Origin of the sequence: Leucobacter triazinivorans (assembly GCF_004208635.1) — a bacterium.
Taxonomy (GTDB): Bacteria; Actinomycetota; Actinomycetes; order Actinomycetales; family Microbacteriaceae; genus Leucobacter; species Leucobacter triazinivorans.
Window position 1 is genome coordinate 2024334 of the sequence record NZ_CP035806.1, and the last position, 15245, is coordinate 2039578.

The 15245-nt window shown below is 71.8% G+C and carries 12 protein-coding genes; 9 read left to right on the forward strand and 3 right to left on the reverse strand.

Translation table 11 applies throughout. The features are described from left to right. Positions 1 to 20: 20 nt before the first annotated feature. Complete coding sequence (locus EVS81_RS09235; RefSeq protein ID WP_130110132.1) at positions 21 to 1460, forward strand: sugar porter family MFS transporter; 1440 nt, start codon at positions 21 to 23, stop codon at positions 1458 to 1460. Positions 1461 to 1543: 83 nt separating this feature from the next. On the opposite strand, the gene EVS81_RS09240 is transcribed toward EVS81_RS09235, so the two are convergent. From EVS81_RS09240 to EVS81_RS09250, 3 genes are all read right to left on the reverse strand, one after another. Beyond that, positions 1544 to 2416, reverse strand: a complete 873-nt coding sequence (locus tag EVS81_RS09240) for a siderophore-interacting protein (protein WP_130110133.1) — start codon at positions 2414 to 2416, stop codon at positions 1544 to 1546. Positions 2417 to 2499: 83 nt separating this feature from the next. Beyond that, positions 2500 to 3501, reverse strand: coding sequence for a sugar phosphate isomerase/epimerase family protein (locus EVS81_RS09245; RefSeq protein WP_130110134.1), 1002 nt, complete (start codon positions 3499 to 3501; stop codon positions 2500 to 2502). Positions 3502 to 3504: 3 nt separating this feature from the next. Further along, on the reverse strand, positions 3505 to 4701 hold the full coding sequence (locus tag EVS81_RS09250) for a Gfo/Idh/MocA family protein (RefSeq protein WP_130110135.1): 1197 nt from the start codon (positions 4699 to 4701) through the stop codon (positions 3505 to 3507). Positions 4702 to 4925: 224 nt separating this feature from the next. Between EVS81_RS09250 and EVS81_RS09255 the strand changes: the two genes are divergently transcribed. The 8 genes from EVS81_RS09255 (at position 4926) to EVS81_RS09290 (ending at position 15165) form a co-directional block, all read left to right on the forward strand. Then, entirely contained in the window at positions 4926 to 5993 is a 1068-nt protein-coding gene (locus EVS81_RS09255) for a LacI family DNA-binding transcriptional regulator (protein ID WP_130110136.1), read from the forward strand. A gap of 345 nt (positions 5994 to 6338) precedes the next feature. Further along, positions 6339 to 7355, forward strand: coding sequence for an inositol 2-dehydrogenase (iolG, locus tag EVS81_RS09260; RefSeq protein WP_130110137.1), 1017 nt, complete (start codon positions 6339 to 6341; stop codon positions 7353 to 7355). A gap of 48 nt (positions 7356 to 7403) precedes the next feature. Continuing rightward, positions 7404 to 8180 carry a TIM barrel protein gene (locus tag EVS81_RS09265; protein WP_130110138.1) on the forward strand — a complete coding sequence of 259 codons (777 nt, stop codon included), beginning with the start codon at positions 7404 to 7406 and terminating at the stop codon, positions 8178 to 8180. Positions 8181 to 8288: 108 nt separating this feature from the next. Continuing rightward, on the forward strand, positions 8289 to 9326 hold the full coding sequence (locus EVS81_RS09270) for a LacI family DNA-binding transcriptional regulator (protein ID WP_130110139.1): 1038 nt from the start codon (positions 8289 to 8291) through the stop codon (positions 9324 to 9326). A 231-nt stretch (positions 9327 to 9557) separates the two neighbouring features. Continuing rightward, on the forward strand, positions 9558 to 11012 hold the full coding sequence (locus EVS81_RS09275; protein ID WP_130110140.1) for an aldehyde dehydrogenase family protein: 1455 nt from the start codon (positions 9558 to 9560) through the stop codon (positions 11010 to 11012). 348 nt (positions 11013 to 11360) lie between these two features. Continuing rightward, positions 11361 to 13310 carry a 3D-(3,5/4)-trihydroxycyclohexane-1,2-dione acylhydrolase (decyclizing) gene (iolD, locus tag EVS81_RS09280; RefSeq protein ID WP_130110141.1) on the forward strand — a complete coding sequence of 650 codons (1950 nt, stop codon included), beginning with the start codon at positions 11361 to 11363 and terminating at the stop codon, positions 13308 to 13310. After that, a complete protein-coding gene (locus EVS81_RS09285) occupies positions 13307 to 14104 on the forward strand; it encodes an HpcH/HpaI aldolase family protein (RefSeq protein WP_130110142.1) in 798 nt (265 codons plus the stop codon). Before iolD ends, EVS81_RS09285 begins: the two co-directional genes overlap by 4 nt. Further along, complete coding sequence (locus EVS81_RS09290; RefSeq protein WP_130110143.1) at positions 14101 to 15165, forward strand: NAD(P)-dependent oxidoreductase; 1065 nt, start codon at positions 14101 to 14103, stop codon at positions 15163 to 15165. The genes EVS81_RS09285 and EVS81_RS09290 overlap by 4 nt, the downstream gene beginning before the upstream one ends. The last annotated feature ends 80 nt before the right edge of the window (positions 15166 to 15245 follow it).

The window sequence follows — 15245 nt, forward strand, 5'->3', positions numbered from 1 at the left end:
AGCTTGACGAAGGAGTCCCATTGGCCTCAGGAACGATCGATCCGAGTAGAACGACGCTGCCCTCGCTGACCGACGGTCCGCACCGCAAGCGGCTCGGCGTCGTCGCGCTGATCGCGACCTTCGGAGGCCTGCTGTTCGGCTACGACACGGGTGTCATCAACGGCGCGCTGCGCCCGATGGCCGCCGAGCTGGGGCTCAACCCCTTCACCGAGGGTGTCGTCACGAGCTCCCTGATCTTCGCCGCCGCGATCGGCGCCATGTTCTGCGGGCGCCTCGCCGACGGCTGGGGGCGCCGCAAGACGATCATCCTGCTCGCCGTGCTGTTCTTCGTCGGCACCGTCTTCGTCGTCGCCGCCCCGGGTCTCACCGTGCTCGTGATCGGCCGCATCCTGCTCGGTCTCGCCGTGGGCGGCGCCTCAACCGTGGTGCCCGTGTTCCTCGCCGAGATGGCACCCTACGAGATCCGCGGCTCGCTCGCGGGCCGCAACGAGCTCATGATCGTGGTCGGCCAGCTCGCGGCATTCGTCGTCAACGCGATCATCGGCAACACCCTCGGGCATCTCGACGGCGTGTGGCGCATCATGTTCGCCATATGCGCGCTGCCGGCCATCGCGCTGTTCTTCGGCATGCTGCGGGTGCCCGAGTCGCCGCGCTGGCTCATGGAGAAGGGGCGCGAGGCCGAGGCGCTCGCGGTGCTGAGGTCAGTGCGCTCCGAGGATCGGGCGGTCGCCGAGATGCGCGATCTCGAGCGCATCGCCGCGGAGGAGGCCGGCGAGACCCGCCTCGGCTGGCGCGCGATCTTCTCGAATCGCAACCTGCTGAAGATCCTGCTCATCGGCGTGGGCGTGGGCATCGCCCAGCAGCTCACCGGCATCAACTCGATCATGTACTTCGGGCAGACCGTGCTCGTGGAGTCGGGTTTCGACGAGCGCGCCGCGCTCGTGGCCAACATCGCCCCCGGCGTGATCGCCGTCATCGGCGCCGTCATCGCGCTCGCCATGATGGACCGCTTCGATCGCCGCAAGACGTTCATCACCGGCCTCGCGCTCACCACGAGCAGCCACCTGCTCATCGGCCTCGCCTCGATGGCGCTGCCGGTGGGCCACCCGCTGCGCCCCTGGGTGATCCTCTTCCTCGTGGTGCTGTTCGTGGGATCGATGCAGACCTTCCTGAACGTGGCCGTGTGGGTGTACCTGTCCGAGATCTTCCCCCTGCACATGCGCGGCTTCGGCATGGGCTTCTCGGTCTTCATGCTGTGGGTGACGAACGGCTTCCTGTCGCTGTATTTCCTGTCGCTCGTCGACGCCGTGGGGATCACCGGCACCTTCTACCTCTTCGCGGCCGTGGGCCTGGTGGCGCTGCTCTTCGTGTGGAGGTTCGTGCCCGAGACGCGCGGACGCACCCTCGAGGAGCTCGAGGAGGACGTGACGACCGGCGCGATATACCTGCTCGAGAAGTAGCCGGCCCTCCTGCACGCCCCGGCCCACGCCCCGGCCCCCGCACGCGGCAGACGAGTACGGGGGCCGCGGCGCGACCGCGTGCTCTACTCGGGGAAGATCTGCCCCACGGCCTCGCGCTTCTCGGCCTGGAAGCCGTCCTCGGCGCGGCCGAGCGCCCAGTAGGCCGAGAGCGAGAGCGCGCGGCGGTCGATGCCCCAGTCGTCGTGCAGCAGCGCGCGCAGGCCCTTGATCGATTCGCGCTCGCCGTGGGCGAAGACCTCCGGCAGCACTTCGGGCCGGGGCAGGGCGCGCGCGGCCTCGAGAAGCACGGTGCCGTGCACCGCCGCCTCGCCCGCCGGGGAGTTCCGGTGCAGCCAGCGCACCTCGATGCCCGCGTGATGCGCCAGCTCGATCTCGTCGTCGGCGTCGCCGACCTCGATGAGCGCGAGTCCCTCCGCCTCCGCGGGCATGGCCTCGAGCGCGGCCGCGATGGCCGGGAGGGCCGACTCGTCGCCGAGCAGCAGCCGCGGGATCGCCGGGTCGGTCGACGGCGCGAACTGCCCGCCCGGCCCCGAGAGCGAGACCAGATCGCCCGGCTCGGCCGCCGCTGCCCAGGGCCCGGCGATGCCCTCGTCGCCGTGGACCACGAAGTCGACCGCCATCGTCCCCGCATCCTCGTCGATCGAGCGGATCGTGTAGGTGCGCCGCACCGGCAGGTCCTCGAGCGGCAGGATCTCGCGGAGCGCCTCGAGGTCGTACGGCGGGGTCAGCCCGAGCTCGGGCTTCGCGAAGAGCATCTTCACGTACTTGTCCGTCTTCGCGATCCGCTCCGGGTCGGCTTCGCCCACGAACGCGGCGAAGTCCTCCCCGCCGAGGTGCACGCGCACGAGATGCGGACTCACCTGCTCGGTGCGGTCGACGGTGAAGACGCGCTGGGGGCCGCCGCGACGACGCGCGGGGGTGGTGGTTTCGCTCATCCCCTCACCGTACTCCGGATCGAGCCGCGGATTCCAGCATCATCTGATGATGAAGCCGGATGGTGCCGACGCCCCCGAGCGGCCTACGCGTCGAGCGCGGCGTCGGCGTCGCGCAGCACCCGCGCAGCCACCTCGAGCCCCTCGATGCGGCTGAGCGAGACGTCCTCGTGCTCGATGTTCACCCACATCGCGGGGTCGACCTCTCGGAGCGCCCGCAGGAACTCGGTCCAGTACGCGGTGTCGTGGCCCTTGCCGAGTGCCACGAAATCCCACGCCGACTGCTTCGGCCACTCGTTGGCCCACTCGTCGCCGCCCAGGTTGGTGCGGGGCTCGTCGGCGGAGAGGCGGCGGAAGGAGTTGTCGAGAACGCCGTTGAGCCGCGCGAACTCGGGGTTGACGCGCACGTCCTTGGCGGCGGCGTGGAAGACCAGCTCGCCGAGGTGGCGCACCACGGCCACGGGATCCATCTGCTGCCAGAACAGGTGCGAGGCGTCGAGCTCGACGCCCACGTGGGTGGCGCCGGTGAGCTCGATGAGCTTGTGCACGTCGGCCGAGTTGAACACGACGTTCTGCGGGTGCAGCTCGAGCGCCACCTTGACGCCGTGGTCGGCGGCGAAGCGGTCGATCTCGCGCCAGAACCTCGCGGCGACATCCCACTGGTAATCGAGCACGTCGAGCGCGGCCGAATTCCAGGCGTTGACGACCCAGTTGACGACGGTCGCGCCGGGCTCGCCGCCGGGCAGGCCGGACATCGTGACCACACGATCCTGCCCCAGGCGCGCGGCCAGCTCGATCGAGCGGCGCACGTCGGCCGCGTGCGCGTCGCCGATGAGCGGCTTCGGGTGCAGCGGGTTGCCGTTGCAGTTGAGGCCGGCGATCGAGACGCCGGTGCCCTCGAACTGGCCGAGGAACTCGTCGCGGGCGGCGTCGGAGGCGAGGACGTCGTCGCGGTTCGGGATGTGGACCGGCGGCAGGAAGCCCCCGGTGTTGAGTTCGATGCCGGCGAGGCCGAGGCCGCGCACGACCTCGATGGCCTCGGGGAGGCTGCGGTCGTGCAGGATCGCGTTGTAGACGCCGAGTTTCATGGGTCAGTCCTCCTTCACGGTGACGGTTGCGCCGCGCTGGGCGGCGGATGCGGCGACGGCGGCGAGGAACTCCATGTTGTGCACGCCGTCGTCGAAGCTCTTGCAGCGGGGGAGCGACTCGGCCTCGGGGATCCCGGCGACCTCCTCGAGGAACGCGCGGGCCTGGTGCACGAACAGGTCGTTCTGACCGATACCGACGCCCGGGGCGTCCATGGCCCAGCCGCCCGCGTAGTGGGGGTGGGCGGGGCCGAGCGGCACAGTGCGATAGCCGGCGAGGTCGCCCTGCTCGTCGTGCAGCATCACCTCGACCTGGCCGGGGTTCGTCTGCGACCAACGGGCGGCGCCCTTCGAGCCGAAGATCTCGAGGACGAGGTCGTTCGGGTGGCCCGCGGCGACGCGCGACACCTCGAGCGTGCCGACGCAGCGCGCGAAGCGGGCGTTGAAGGTCGCGTAGTCGTCGTTCTCGACGGGCGCGAGCTCGTCGCTGACGTTGCCGCGGGTGTGACCCACTACGGCGCCGAGCGGCTTGGGGCGCTCGGCAATCGAGGTGTGGAAGCGGCCGCCGGAGACCTCCTGCACGTCGCCGCAGAGGTGCTCGGCGATGTACGAGAGGTGGCTGCCCACGTCGCCGAGGGCTCCGGATCCCGCGGGGCCCTGGTAGCGCCAGCTCATGGGAGCGTCGGGGCGGCAGCCGTAGTCGGTCCAATAGCGGCCCGAGAAGTGCAGCATCTCGCCGAGGCGGCCGTCGTCGATGAGCTTGCGGATGAAGGCGATGCCCGGGGCGCGGAGGTAGCTGTAGCCGATGCGCGCGAGCGTGCCCTTCGCGTCTGCGGCGCGGGCCGCATCGGCCATCGCGCGCGCGTCTTCGATCGTGTCGCTGAGGGGCTTCTCGCAGAGCACGTGCTTGCCGGCGGCGAGCAGCGCCTCGACGATCTCGCGGTGCAGGAAGTTCGCGACGACCACGCTGACCACGTCGATCGAGGGGTCGTCGACGAGGGCGCGCCAGTCGGCGTCGTGCCGTTCGAAGCCGTAGCGCGCCGCGGCCTCGCCGCCGAGTTCGACGTTGATGTCGGCGATCGAGACGAGGCGGATCTGCGGCAGCGTTGGCTTGTAGAGCGTCGATGCCGCGCGGTAGGCGGCCGCGTGGGCCTTGCCGGCCATGCCTGCGCCGATGACGGCGACGCCGAGTGAGGCGGTCATGGGAGGTCCTTTCGAGATGTGAGCCGAGCGGCCGGAGCGTGAGCATACGGGGTCGGGTGGAGCGCAGGATCGCCCGCGTGATTCCGCTCGACGACTACGTTGGAGCGCTCCAACATAGGTCACGCTAACCTTGATGGGGCCGCGCTGTCAATGCGAAACACCGGAGAGCATTCCGAGCCCCGATCCCGCCGGAGCATCGGCGGTGCGCACGAGAGGAGCCGCGCGTGAGCAAGTCGCCCACCATCTACGACGTCGCCGAGCGCGCCGGCGTGTCGAAGTCGCTCGTCTCCCTCGTGCTGCGCGGATCCCCTCGCGTGAGCGACGAGAAGCGCGACGCGGTGCTCGCCGCGGTCGCCGAGCTCGACTACACGCCCAGCCGGCTGGCCGCCGGCCTCGCCGGAACGCGCACCCGCAGCATCGGCGTGGTGATCGACGAGTTCGAGAACCTCTGGTTCGCCCCGGCGCTGGCCGGGCTGCGTTCCGCGCTCGGTGCGGGCGGGTACAGCCTGAGCGTCGCCGATGCGTCGTTGAACGCGCACCTGGGGCTCGATCCGCTCGAGGTGTTCCGCTCGCTGCGGGTCGACGGGGTGGTGCTGGCCGGCGAGGTGCCCGAGGCGGCGGTGAAGCGGCTGACCGTGCCCGCGGTCGTGCTCGGCACGCGTGCGCTCGAGCTCCCGAACGCCCCGCTGATCGCGAGTGATGAGCGTATGGGCGGGCGGCTCGCCACGGCGCACCTCGCCGAACTCGGGCACCGCGAGATCGCGTGCGTCACGGGTCCGGGTGCGAGCGCGGCGGCGCGCGAGGCGGGGTATCTCGCCGAGATGCGGGATCGCGGCCTGGTGCCGCGGGTGGTGCGCGCGGCACAGACGACCGAGGCGGCGGCGCGCGAGGTCGCGGTGGAGTTGTTCGCGGCGGGAGGATCCGGTGCTGCCGTCGCGGCGTCCGATGGACCCCGAGCCGCTGCTTCCCCGTCGCCCGGAACCGACCCTGCGCCCACGGCCGTGTTCGCGGTGAACGACCCGATGGCCGTCGGTGTGATCGGCGCGGCACGGGATCACGGCCTCGAGGTGCCCCGCGGCCTGTCGGTCGTCGGCTACGACGACTCGCCGCTGGCGGCGTACGAGTTCATCTCACTCACCTCGGTGAGCGGCGATCCGCGGGAGCTGGGCGAGGCGGCGGGCCGGGCCCTCGTAGCGCTGCTCGAGGGTGACGCCGATCCGGATCCCGGCCCCGAAAGCCTGTTCACCCCGCGGCTTTCGGTGCGCGGATCCGCGGCAGCGCCCCGCGCCTGAGTCGGGGTTCGGGTCGTGCCGGAACAGGTCGCACCGGAACGGCCGGGGCCGCGGTTCTGCCCTCGCCCTCCCTCCCGCTCGCGCACGATCTTCGCGCGCCAGTAGTTGCTGCCTCCCGGCAGTTTTGGTGACAACTACTGACGCGCGAAGAGCGAGCGGGCACGGGGCGCTCGCGTCTGCGGCGGATCGCCGGATGCCTCTGCGGCGATCCCTCGCTTCGGGCCGGCCCAGACCCTATACTGATTAAGACGTATTGTCTTATCAAATAGAGCTACGGGCTCGGGGTACGGGGGCGCGGCGCCCGATCCCGGCCCTGACTCCGGCACCGACCCAGAGGACACCGCAATGACGCAGACTCCCGTCCGCCTCGGACTCATCGGCACCGGCCGTATCGGCCAGGTGCACGCCGCGAGTATCGCGGCCGCCCCCGATGCGGCGCTCGCCTGGGTCGCCGACCCGTTCGTGGACGGGGCCCGCGGTGTGGCGGAGCGCTTCGGCGGCACCGCGACCGAATCGGCGGAAGAGCTCATCGCTGCCGGCGCCTCCGGCGAGCTCGACGCGGTGCTCATCGCATCCCCCACACCCACCCACGTCGACCTCATCGAGGCCTCGGTGCGCGCCGGCCTGCCGGTGCTCTGCGAGAAGCCGATCGACCTCGACATCGCCCGGGTCGACGCGCTGCGCCCGCTCGTGCAGTCGAGCGGCGTGCCCGTGGCCCTCGGCTTCAACCGCCGCTTCGACCGCGACTTCGCGGCGGTGCGGGATCGCGTGGCCGCCGGCGAGATCGGCGAACTCGAGCAGCTCATCATCATCAGCCGCGACCCGGCCGCCCCGCCCGCCGACTACGTAAAGGTCTCGGGCGGCATCTTCCGCGACATGACCATCCACGACTTCGACATGGCGCGCTTCTTCCTGCCCGACATCGTCTCGGTCAGCGCCACCGGCACGCAGGCCTTCGACCCGGGCGCGCGCGAGCACGGCGACTTCGACACCGCCGTCACGACGCTGCGCACGGCATCGGGGGCGGTCGTCACGATCGTCAACTCGCGCCACAGCGCCATCGGATACGACCAGCGCCTCGAGGCTTTCGGGGCGACGGGCATGCTGCAGGTGGCGAACGCGCCCACGAGCCTCGTCAGCGCCTCCACCGCCGACGCGGTCGACGCGAAGCCGGCCTTCGGCGCGTTCTTCCTCGAGCGCTACGCCCAGGCCTACGCCGACGAGCTGCGCGAGTTCGTGAAGCTCGTGCGCGGCGAGGCCTCGACCAGCCCCACCTTCGAGGACGGTCGCGCCGCGCTGATCCTCGCCGACGCCGCACAGCGCTCCGCCGCCGAGGGCGTCGCGGTCGCCGTCGCGCTCTGAACCGGGCGCCCCGGGCGCCGATCCCGCACTGTTCGAGAGGACCCCACGATGACCTATCGCCTCGCCGCCTGCGCGGAGATGCTCTTCCCCGAGCTGCCGTTCGCGGAGCGCGTGCGCCGCATCCACGACCGCGGCTTCCTCGTCGAGATCTGGGACTGGAGCACGAAGGATCTCGCGGCGCTCGCCGCGACGGGCGCCGAATTCTCGTCGATGACCGGGTACCTGCGCGGCGACCTCACCACCGACGCGGGCCGCGCCGAGCTCATCGCCACCGCGAAGGAGTCGCTGCGCGCCGCCGAGGTCATCGATTCGCCGCGCCTCAACCTGCACGGCACCGGGCTCGGCGAGGGCGGCCTGCCGGTCGTGCCCCGCGAGAGCGTGAGCGGCGAGGACTGGATCCGCGCCGCCGACACGCTTCGCGAGCTGGCCGCGCTGGGCGAGGAGGCCGGCCGCACCTTCGTGCTCGAGAACCTCAATCTCGCCGTCGACCACCCGGGCACGCCGTTCGCCCGCGCCGCCGACACCCTCGCCCTCGTGCGCGCCGTCGATCGCCCCGGCATGCGCCTCAACCTCGACCTGTACCACGCGCAGATCGGCGAGGGGAACCTCGTCGAGCTGGTCACCGAGGCGCTGCCGTGGATCGGCGAGATCCAGGTGGCCGACGTGCCCGGCCGCTGCGAGCCCGGCACGGGCGAGATCCGCTACGAGGCGGTCGCCGCGGCGCTGCGCGAGCTGGGCTACGAGGGTGTGATCGGCATGGAGGCCTGGGCGAGCGGGGATCCCGACGCCGCGCTCGACGCGTTCGCGGCGGCATTCACCGCGTAGGGTCGGCAGGGCGGGCAGCGATGGGCGAGGATCGGGAGCGCACCGAGCTCTAGGATGTGAGAGGTGGCGCGGCGGCAAGCGGTGCACGGCAGGGTGACGGAGGCGGCGATGACGGAGCAGACGCGGGATCAGGCGGCGCATGTCCGCCCCCCGACGATCCGCGATGTGGCCCGCGAGGCCGGGGTCTCGAAATCGCTCGTCTCGCTTGTCTTCAACGGGGGCGAGAACGTCAGCGAGGAGCGGCGGCGAGTGCTGCTCGCGGCCGAGACGCTGGGGTACCGCCCCAACCTCGTCGCCCAGTCGCTGTCGGCGGGTCGTCGGGATCTCGTCGGGATCCTCGTCTCCAACCTCTCGAACCCGATCTTCGCCGACATCGTGGGCGCCGCGAAGGCGCGTCTCAGCGAGGCCGGGCAGCGGACCATGATCGTCACCGCGCAGGTCGATGACGGCAGCGGGGAGCCCGTGCTCGATCGCGACAACCTCGCGGTGCTCCGGGATCTGCGCCCTGCGGGGCTCATCACCGTCGGCACGATCCCCGAGTTCTCGGAGCTCTCCGACCTCACGGCTACGATTCCGACCGTCGTGGCGAGTGCGATCGACGCGACCGACGACACGGTCGCCACGGTGCGCACCGACGACGTCGCGGGCATCGACCTGGTCGTCGATCACCTCGTCGATCATGGGGTCGCGCGCATGGTGTTCGTCGGAGGCGCCGGGGGCACGGTGTCGGCCTCGCGTGAACGCGCCTTCCGGGCGGCCGTCGCGCGTCACGGGCTGGAGGACTTCTTCGTGGTGGAGCGCGCCAACTTCACCGAGGCGGGCGCGCGTCGCGCGGTGGAGCGGATGTTGGCGGCGGGCGCGCCGCCCGAGGCCGTCGTCGCGGTGAACGATCTCACCGCGCTCGGCGTGATCGCCGCGCTCGAAGAGGCAGGGGTGCGGGTGCCGGAGGACTGCCGCGTGACCGGCTACGACGATTCGACCCTCGCGTCGATCCCGCGCATCTCGCTCACCAGCGTCGACCCGCACAACCGCCGCATCGGGCGTGAGGCGGCCGAGGCGCTCCTCTCCGCCTCGGCGTCCGTTCGGCGCGGGCGCGAGGTGCTGATCCCGCCGAGTCTCGTGGTGCGGGAGTCGTCCGGGGCCTGACCGCGCGGCGGCCCGGCTCGTCCGCGGAAGCGGGCGGCGCGGGATCTCTTCGGGCCCCGTCGCCGCGCACGCACTAGCGGGAAGTGGGAGTCGCGTTCTGCTGCTTCGCCCCGGGCGATACCGGCAGAACGCGACTCCCGCTTGTGGAAGGCGGCAGGCGCCGAGGTTGACGGGCGGCAATCTTGCGCGTACGATTTGGACCGGTCCAAGTTCAAGGATGAAGGGGCGGCGATGAGCGAGCAGGGAACGCGTGAGTACGGCAGCTACGGGCTGCTGATCGGCGGCGAGTGGCGCGAGGCGGCGGACGGTGCGCGCGCCGAGGTGCGTTCGCCCTACGATGGCAGCCCCGTTGGAGAGGTCGCGGTGGCGACGGCCTCCGACGTCGACGCCGCCATCGCCGCGGCCGAGCGGGGAGCCGCCGTGTGGCGTCGCACTCCCGCTCACGAGCGCGCCGCGATCCTGAATCGCGCGGCGGACCTCGCAGACGCCCGCGCCGAGCAGCTCGCCGCGACGATCTCGGCCGAGAACGGCAAGCCGCTTGCCGAGGCGACCGGCGAGGCGCGCCGATCCGGATCGATCATCCGCCTCTCGGCCTACGAGGGCAGCCAGCTGTACGGCGACAGCCTGCCTCTCGACGCGAACCCGGGTACGGGGCAGGACAAGGTGGGCTTCACGCTGCGCCAGCCTGTCGGGATCGTCGTCGCCATCACTCCGTTCAACTACCCCGCGTTGCTGGTGCTGCACAAGGTTGGCCCGGCCCTGGCTGCCGGCAACGCGGTTATTCTCAAGCCCGCCGGAGCGACCCCGCTCACCGCTCTGGCGCTCGCCCAGATCTTCGTCGAGGCGGGCGTTCCCGAGGGCGCCATCTCCGTGGTGACCGGATCGGGCGGCGTGCTCGGTGACGCGCTCGTCAGCGATCCGCGGGTGCGCAAGATCTCCTTCACCGGCTCGACTGGTGTGGGCGAGCGCATCGCCGCGATCGCGGGCGTCAAGAAGCTCTCGCTCGAGCTCGGCGCCTCGTCGCCGACGCTCATCCTGCCCGGCGTCGACATCGAGAAGGCGTCGTCCGCGGTCGCAGCGGGCGGCTACGTGAACGCCGGCCAGGTGTGCATCTCGGTGCAGCGCGTCGTCGTGCACCGCGACGTCGAGGCCGACTTCCTCGACGCGCTGCTGCCGAAGGTGCGGGCGATCCGCACGGGCGATCCCTTCGCGGAGGGGGTCGCGCTCGGCCCGCTCATCGCCCAGCGCGAGGCCGAGCGCGTCGAGCAGAGCATCGCACAGGCGGTGGCCGACGGCTCGACGCTGCTCACCGGCGGCGAGCGGGACGGCGGTTTCATCTCGCCGGCCATCGTGACCGGTGTCGATACCCGCCAGGCGTTCGCGCAGGAGGAGCTCTTCGGGCCGGCCGTCGCGGTCACCACCGTCAGCGGCTTCGACGAAGCGATTGACGCGGCCAACGGCACCCCTTACGGTCTCGCGGCCGGTGTCTTCGGCGGCACGCTCTCCGAGGGGATCCGCGCGATGCGCGAGATCGACGCCGGCAGCGTGCACCTCGGGTGGACACCGCTGTGGCGCGCCGACCTCATGCCGTACGGCGGCTTCAAGGCCAGCGGCTACGGCAAGGAAGGGGTGCGCTCCACGATCGAGGAGATGAGTGAAGTGAAGACCGTGATCATGCACGGGTGAGGTTGTGGGGTCGGGATCGTGGGGTTGCCGGATCGCGGCCGACCAGGGGTTTCTGCGAGGAGCTCATCCATCCGCGTCCGGCCCTGGCGCTGCGCGCCGAGGGCTGAACGCTCCCGCCAGACCCGGCCAAGCTCCTCGCCGCACACCCCGACCGGCCGCTCTGCACGCCGTCGGCTTCACCCGCCCACCTCAACAGTTTTCAGGGGGCGCTGGGCCCGCACCTACCCCGTCATCCTGCGCGAGCTTGCGAGTCGCAGGATCCACCGAATCGCAATTGAGATCCTGCGATCCGCTCCGCGGCCGCAGGATGACCGGAAGAATACAAGGAAGCAAGGGAGCATCTGAATCATGGTTCAGGGAACATCGGGGCGTACCGTGCGTCTCACCGTGGCGCAGGCGACCGTGCGCTACGTCGCCGCTCAGCATTCGGTCGCCGACGGCGAGCGGCGCCGTTTCGTGCCCGCGGCGCTCGGCATCTTCGGACACGGCAACGTCGCCGGTCTGGGCCAGGCGCTCGCCGAGCACGCGGATCGCCTGCCCTTCGTGCAGGGCCGCAACGAGCAGGCGCTCGGCCACATGGCCACCGGCTTCGCGAAGGCATCGAAGCGCCGTCAGACCCTCGCCGTGACGGCGTCGATCGGCCCGGGAGCCACGAACCTCGTCACGGCGGCGGCGCTGGCCACCGTGAACCGGATTCCGCTGCTGCTCTTCCCCGGAGACACCTACGCGACGCGTCGTCAGGGCCCCGTGCTGCAGCAGCTCGACCTGCCCGGCACCCCCGACGTCACGGCGAACGACACCTTCCGCCCGGTGTCGCGCTTCTTCGACCGCATCACCCGCCCCGAGCAGCTGCTCACCGCGCTGCCGCAGGCGTTCCGCGTGCTCGCGAGCGCCGAGGAAACCGGTGCGGTCGTGGTCTCGTTGCCGCAGGACGTGCAGTCGCACGCCTTCGACTTCCCCGTCGAGTTCTTCGAGGAGCGCGACTGGGTGATCCGTCGGCGCGTGCCCGACGCCCCCGAGGTGGCGCGGGTGGCCGAGCTGATCCGCGCCGCGGAGCGCCCGCTTGTGATCGCGGGCGGAGGCGTCATCTACTCCGACGCGCAGGCGGAGCTCACCGCGCTCGGCAAGCAGACCCTGCTGCCCGTCAGCGAGACCTTCGGAGGGAAGGGGGCGATCACCGAGGACGGCCCGTGGAGCGTCTTCGGCATCGGGCTCGAGGGCTCGCCGACCACCAACCGTCTCGCCGAGCGCGCCGACCTCATCGTGCACATCGGCACCCGCCTCACCGACTTCGCCACGGCCTCTCAGTCGCTCTTCGCGAATCCCGACGTGCGCTTCGCCTCGATCAACGTGGTGGAGCACGACGCCGTGAAGCAGGGTGCCGCCGCGGTGCTCGCCGACGCGAAGCTCGCGCTCGAGGCACTCACCGCCGAGCTCGGCGACTACCGGATCCCCGCCGCGTGGGCGGTCGATGTCCAGGCGGCCCGGGCCGCCTGGGTCCCGGTGCGCGACGCCGCGCTCGATCCCGACACCCGCTTCCCCAAGGAGCAGCACCCCGAGCTGCCGCAGACCGACGCCGTGCTCACCCAGGGCCAGCTCATCGGCCTCATGCAGCAGCACGCACGTCCGGGCGACACGATCGTCGCGGCCGCCGGCGGCCCGCCCGGCGACCTGCAGAAGGTGTGGGACGCGACCGGCGCACGCCATGCGCACCTCGAGTTCGGCTTCTCGTGCATGGGGTACGAGCTGCCCGCCGCGATGGGCGTGCGCGTGGCTGATCCGGATCCCTCGCACCGTGTCACGGCGTTCATCGGCGACGGCACCTTCGTGATGATGCCCACCGAGATCGTCACCGCGGCGCAGGAGGGCATCCCCTTCACCGTCGTCATCTCCGAGAACCACGGCTACCAGGTGATCCGCCGCCTGCAGATGTGGCGCACCGGCGAGCACTTCGGCAACGAGTTCCGCTACCGCGAGGGCGGGGGATCCCTGGCCGGCGCCGATGCGGGGCGCCTCGAGGGCGAGTACCTGCGCATCGACCTCGCTCAGGTCGCCGCGGGTCTCGGCGCCGAGGTGCGCAGGCCCACCACCGCCGACGAGGTGCGCGCGGCGCTCGACGAGACCCGCGACGTGCCCGGCCCCGTGGTGATCGTGGTGCCCACGATCCCGCACGCCGACCTGCCCGCCTCCGAGGTGTGGTGGGACGTGTCGCCGGCCGAGGTGTGGGAGCGCGTCGACACCTCCGAGAAGCTCGTCGAATACGGCGAGGGCCTCGCGCTGCAGCGGTGGCACGGATGAGCACGGGGTCTGCGGCCGGCCCCCTCGCTCCCGGCCGCGCGCTGCGGGAGCGGTTCCGCTCGGGCGAACCCACGGTCGGCACCTTCCTGGGGCTCGGCTCGGTGACGGCGGCCGAGGCGTGCGCGGCGGCCGGTCTCGACTGGGTGCTCGTCGACCTCGAGCACGGCGGCGGGGACGAGGACCAGGTGGGCGCGATCGTCGTCGCCGCCGGCGCGTACGGCGCCGCGACGCTGGTGCGCGTAGAGCAGCCGGAGCGCATCCGCATCGGGCGCGCGCTCGACGCCGGTGCGGCGGGCGTGATGTTCCCGCGCATCTCGAGCGCGGCGGAGGCGGCGGAGGCGCGCAGGCATCAGCTGTACCCGCCGCAGGGCGACCGCGGTGTGGCCAGTTACAACCGCGCTGCGCGGTGGACGCTCGACACCGCGGCCCTCGACCGGACGAACGAGCAGGCGATCGGGATCGTGCAGATCGAGACCCGCGGTGCGGTCGACGATCTCGAGGCGATCGCCGCGACCCCCGGGGCCGACGTGCTCTTCGTGGGGCCGCAAGACCTCAGCTACGCGCTCGGTGTGCCGCGGCAGTTCGACGATCCCGGCTTCCAAGCAGTGCTGGATCGGGTGGTCGAGGCGTGCCGGCGGCACGGCAAGGTCGCCGGCATCCTGGCGAACGACCGCGCGGGGGCGGAGCGCTATCGGGATCGCGGCTTCGACTTCCTCGCCATCGGCTCGGACGCGACGCTGCTCGCTTCAGCGGTGAGCGCCTCGATTCCCGACGGGCTGGGGCTGTGGGCATGAGCGGCGCGGACCGCGCGCCCGGTGCGGGTGAGACGCAGAATCCCCCCTCCGTCATTCTGCGCGAGCCTGCGAGTCGCAGAATCTCGGGCGAGGCTGCTGCGACTGTGCTCGTGCCTCGCTCCGCGCAGGATGACCGCGGGCAGGTAAGAGACGATGCACCGGTCGTGGTCGGCCTCGGCCCGGTCGATCCCGAGCTCGTGCGGCCCCATCTACCGGAGGGCACGATCTTCGTCGCCGATCCCTCGGCGGGGGATCTCGCGGAGGCAGAGGGCGCGATCGTGCGCGCGGCCTTCGACGTGGACCGCGATCTGCTCGCGCGCATGCCCCGGCTTCGGGTCGTCGCCCGCACCGGCGTGGGCGTCGAGCGCGTCGACGTCGCTGCCGCGACCGAGCGCGGGGTCGCGGTCGCGGTGACCCCCGGCAGCAACAGCCGCGCCGTCGCCGAGGGCGCGTTCGCGATGATCTGCTCCCTCGTGAAGCGAGTGGGGGAATCGCACGCGTTCGTCGCCTCCGGCCGCTGGGGCACCGCTGCGGTGCCGGTGCCCGGCGATCTGCACGGCAAGACCTTCGCGGTGCTCGGGTTCGGCCGCATCGGGCGTATCATCGCAGGCTTCGGCGAGGCCTTCGGCATGCGGGTGATCGTGCACGACCCGTTCGTGCGGGCCGAGGCGTACGAGAACGTGAGCCTGGAGGAGGCGGTGCGCCGCGCGGATGCGGTCACGCTGCATCTGCCGGGCGGCGGCGGAGAGCTGCTGCCGATCGAGCTGCTGCGCACCGCTGCGCACGGCCTGGTGCTGGTCAACTGCGCCCGCGCCGACCTGGTGCGCGTCGAGACGCTGCGCACCGCGCTCGACGAGGGGGTGCTCAGCGGCGTCGGGCTCGACGTCTTCGCGCAGGAGCCGGTGGCGGATCATCCGCTCGCCGGGCATCCGCGCGTGCTGCTGAGCCCGCACACGACCGGGCTCTCCGAGGGTGCGCTGGCGGCCACCTTCCGCATGGCGGCCGAGGCGGTCGCCGAGGTGCTGGCGGGCCACTCGCCGGCCCACGTCGCGACCGTCTGACCTCCGCTCGATCGGCGGCGCAGGGCGCTCCCGCCGGTTGTGCGAGGAGCGCAGCGACGAGCGCCGTGCTGAGCGCCGTG

Excerpts from the sequence above, each read along its gene's own strand:
- iolD (WP_130110141.1), top strand. The coding sequence starts at position 11,361 with ATGGTTCAGGGAACATCGGGGCGTACCGTGCGTCTCACCGTGGCGCAG.
- EVS81_RS09285 (WP_130110142.1), top strand. The coding sequence starts at position 13,307 with ATGAGCACGGGGTCTGCGGCCGGCCCCCTCGCTCCCGGCCGCGCGCTG.
- EVS81_RS09265 (WP_130110138.1), top strand. The coding sequence starts at position 7,404 with ATGACCTATCGCCTCGCCGCCTGCGCGGAGATGCTCTTCCCCGAGCTG.
- EVS81_RS09270 (WP_130110139.1), top strand. The coding sequence starts at position 8,289 with ATGACGGAGCAGACGCGGGATCAGGCGGCGCATGTCCGCCCCCCGACG.
- EVS81_RS09245 (WP_130110134.1), bottom strand. The coding sequence starts at position 3,501 with ATGAAACTCGGCGTCTACAACGCGATCCTGCACGACCGCAGCCTCCCC.
- EVS81_RS09250 (WP_130110135.1), bottom strand. The coding sequence starts at position 4,701 with ATGACCGCCTCACTCGGCGTCGCCGTCATCGGCGCAGGCATGGCCGGC.
- EVS81_RS09240 (WP_130110133.1), bottom strand. The coding sequence starts at position 2,416 with ATGAGCGAAACCACCACCCCCGCGCGTCGTCGCGGCGGCCCCCAGCGC.
- iolG (WP_130110137.1), top strand. The coding sequence starts at position 6,339 with ATGACGCAGACTCCCGTCCGCCTCGGACTCATCGGCACCGGCCGTATC.
- EVS81_RS09275 (WP_130110140.1), top strand. The coding sequence starts at position 9,558 with ATGAGCGAGCAGGGAACGCGTGAGTACGGCAGCTACGGGCTGCTGATC.
- EVS81_RS09290 (WP_130110143.1), top strand. The coding sequence starts at position 14,101 with ATGAGCGGCGCGGACCGCGCGCCCGGTGCGGGTGAGACGCAGAATCCC.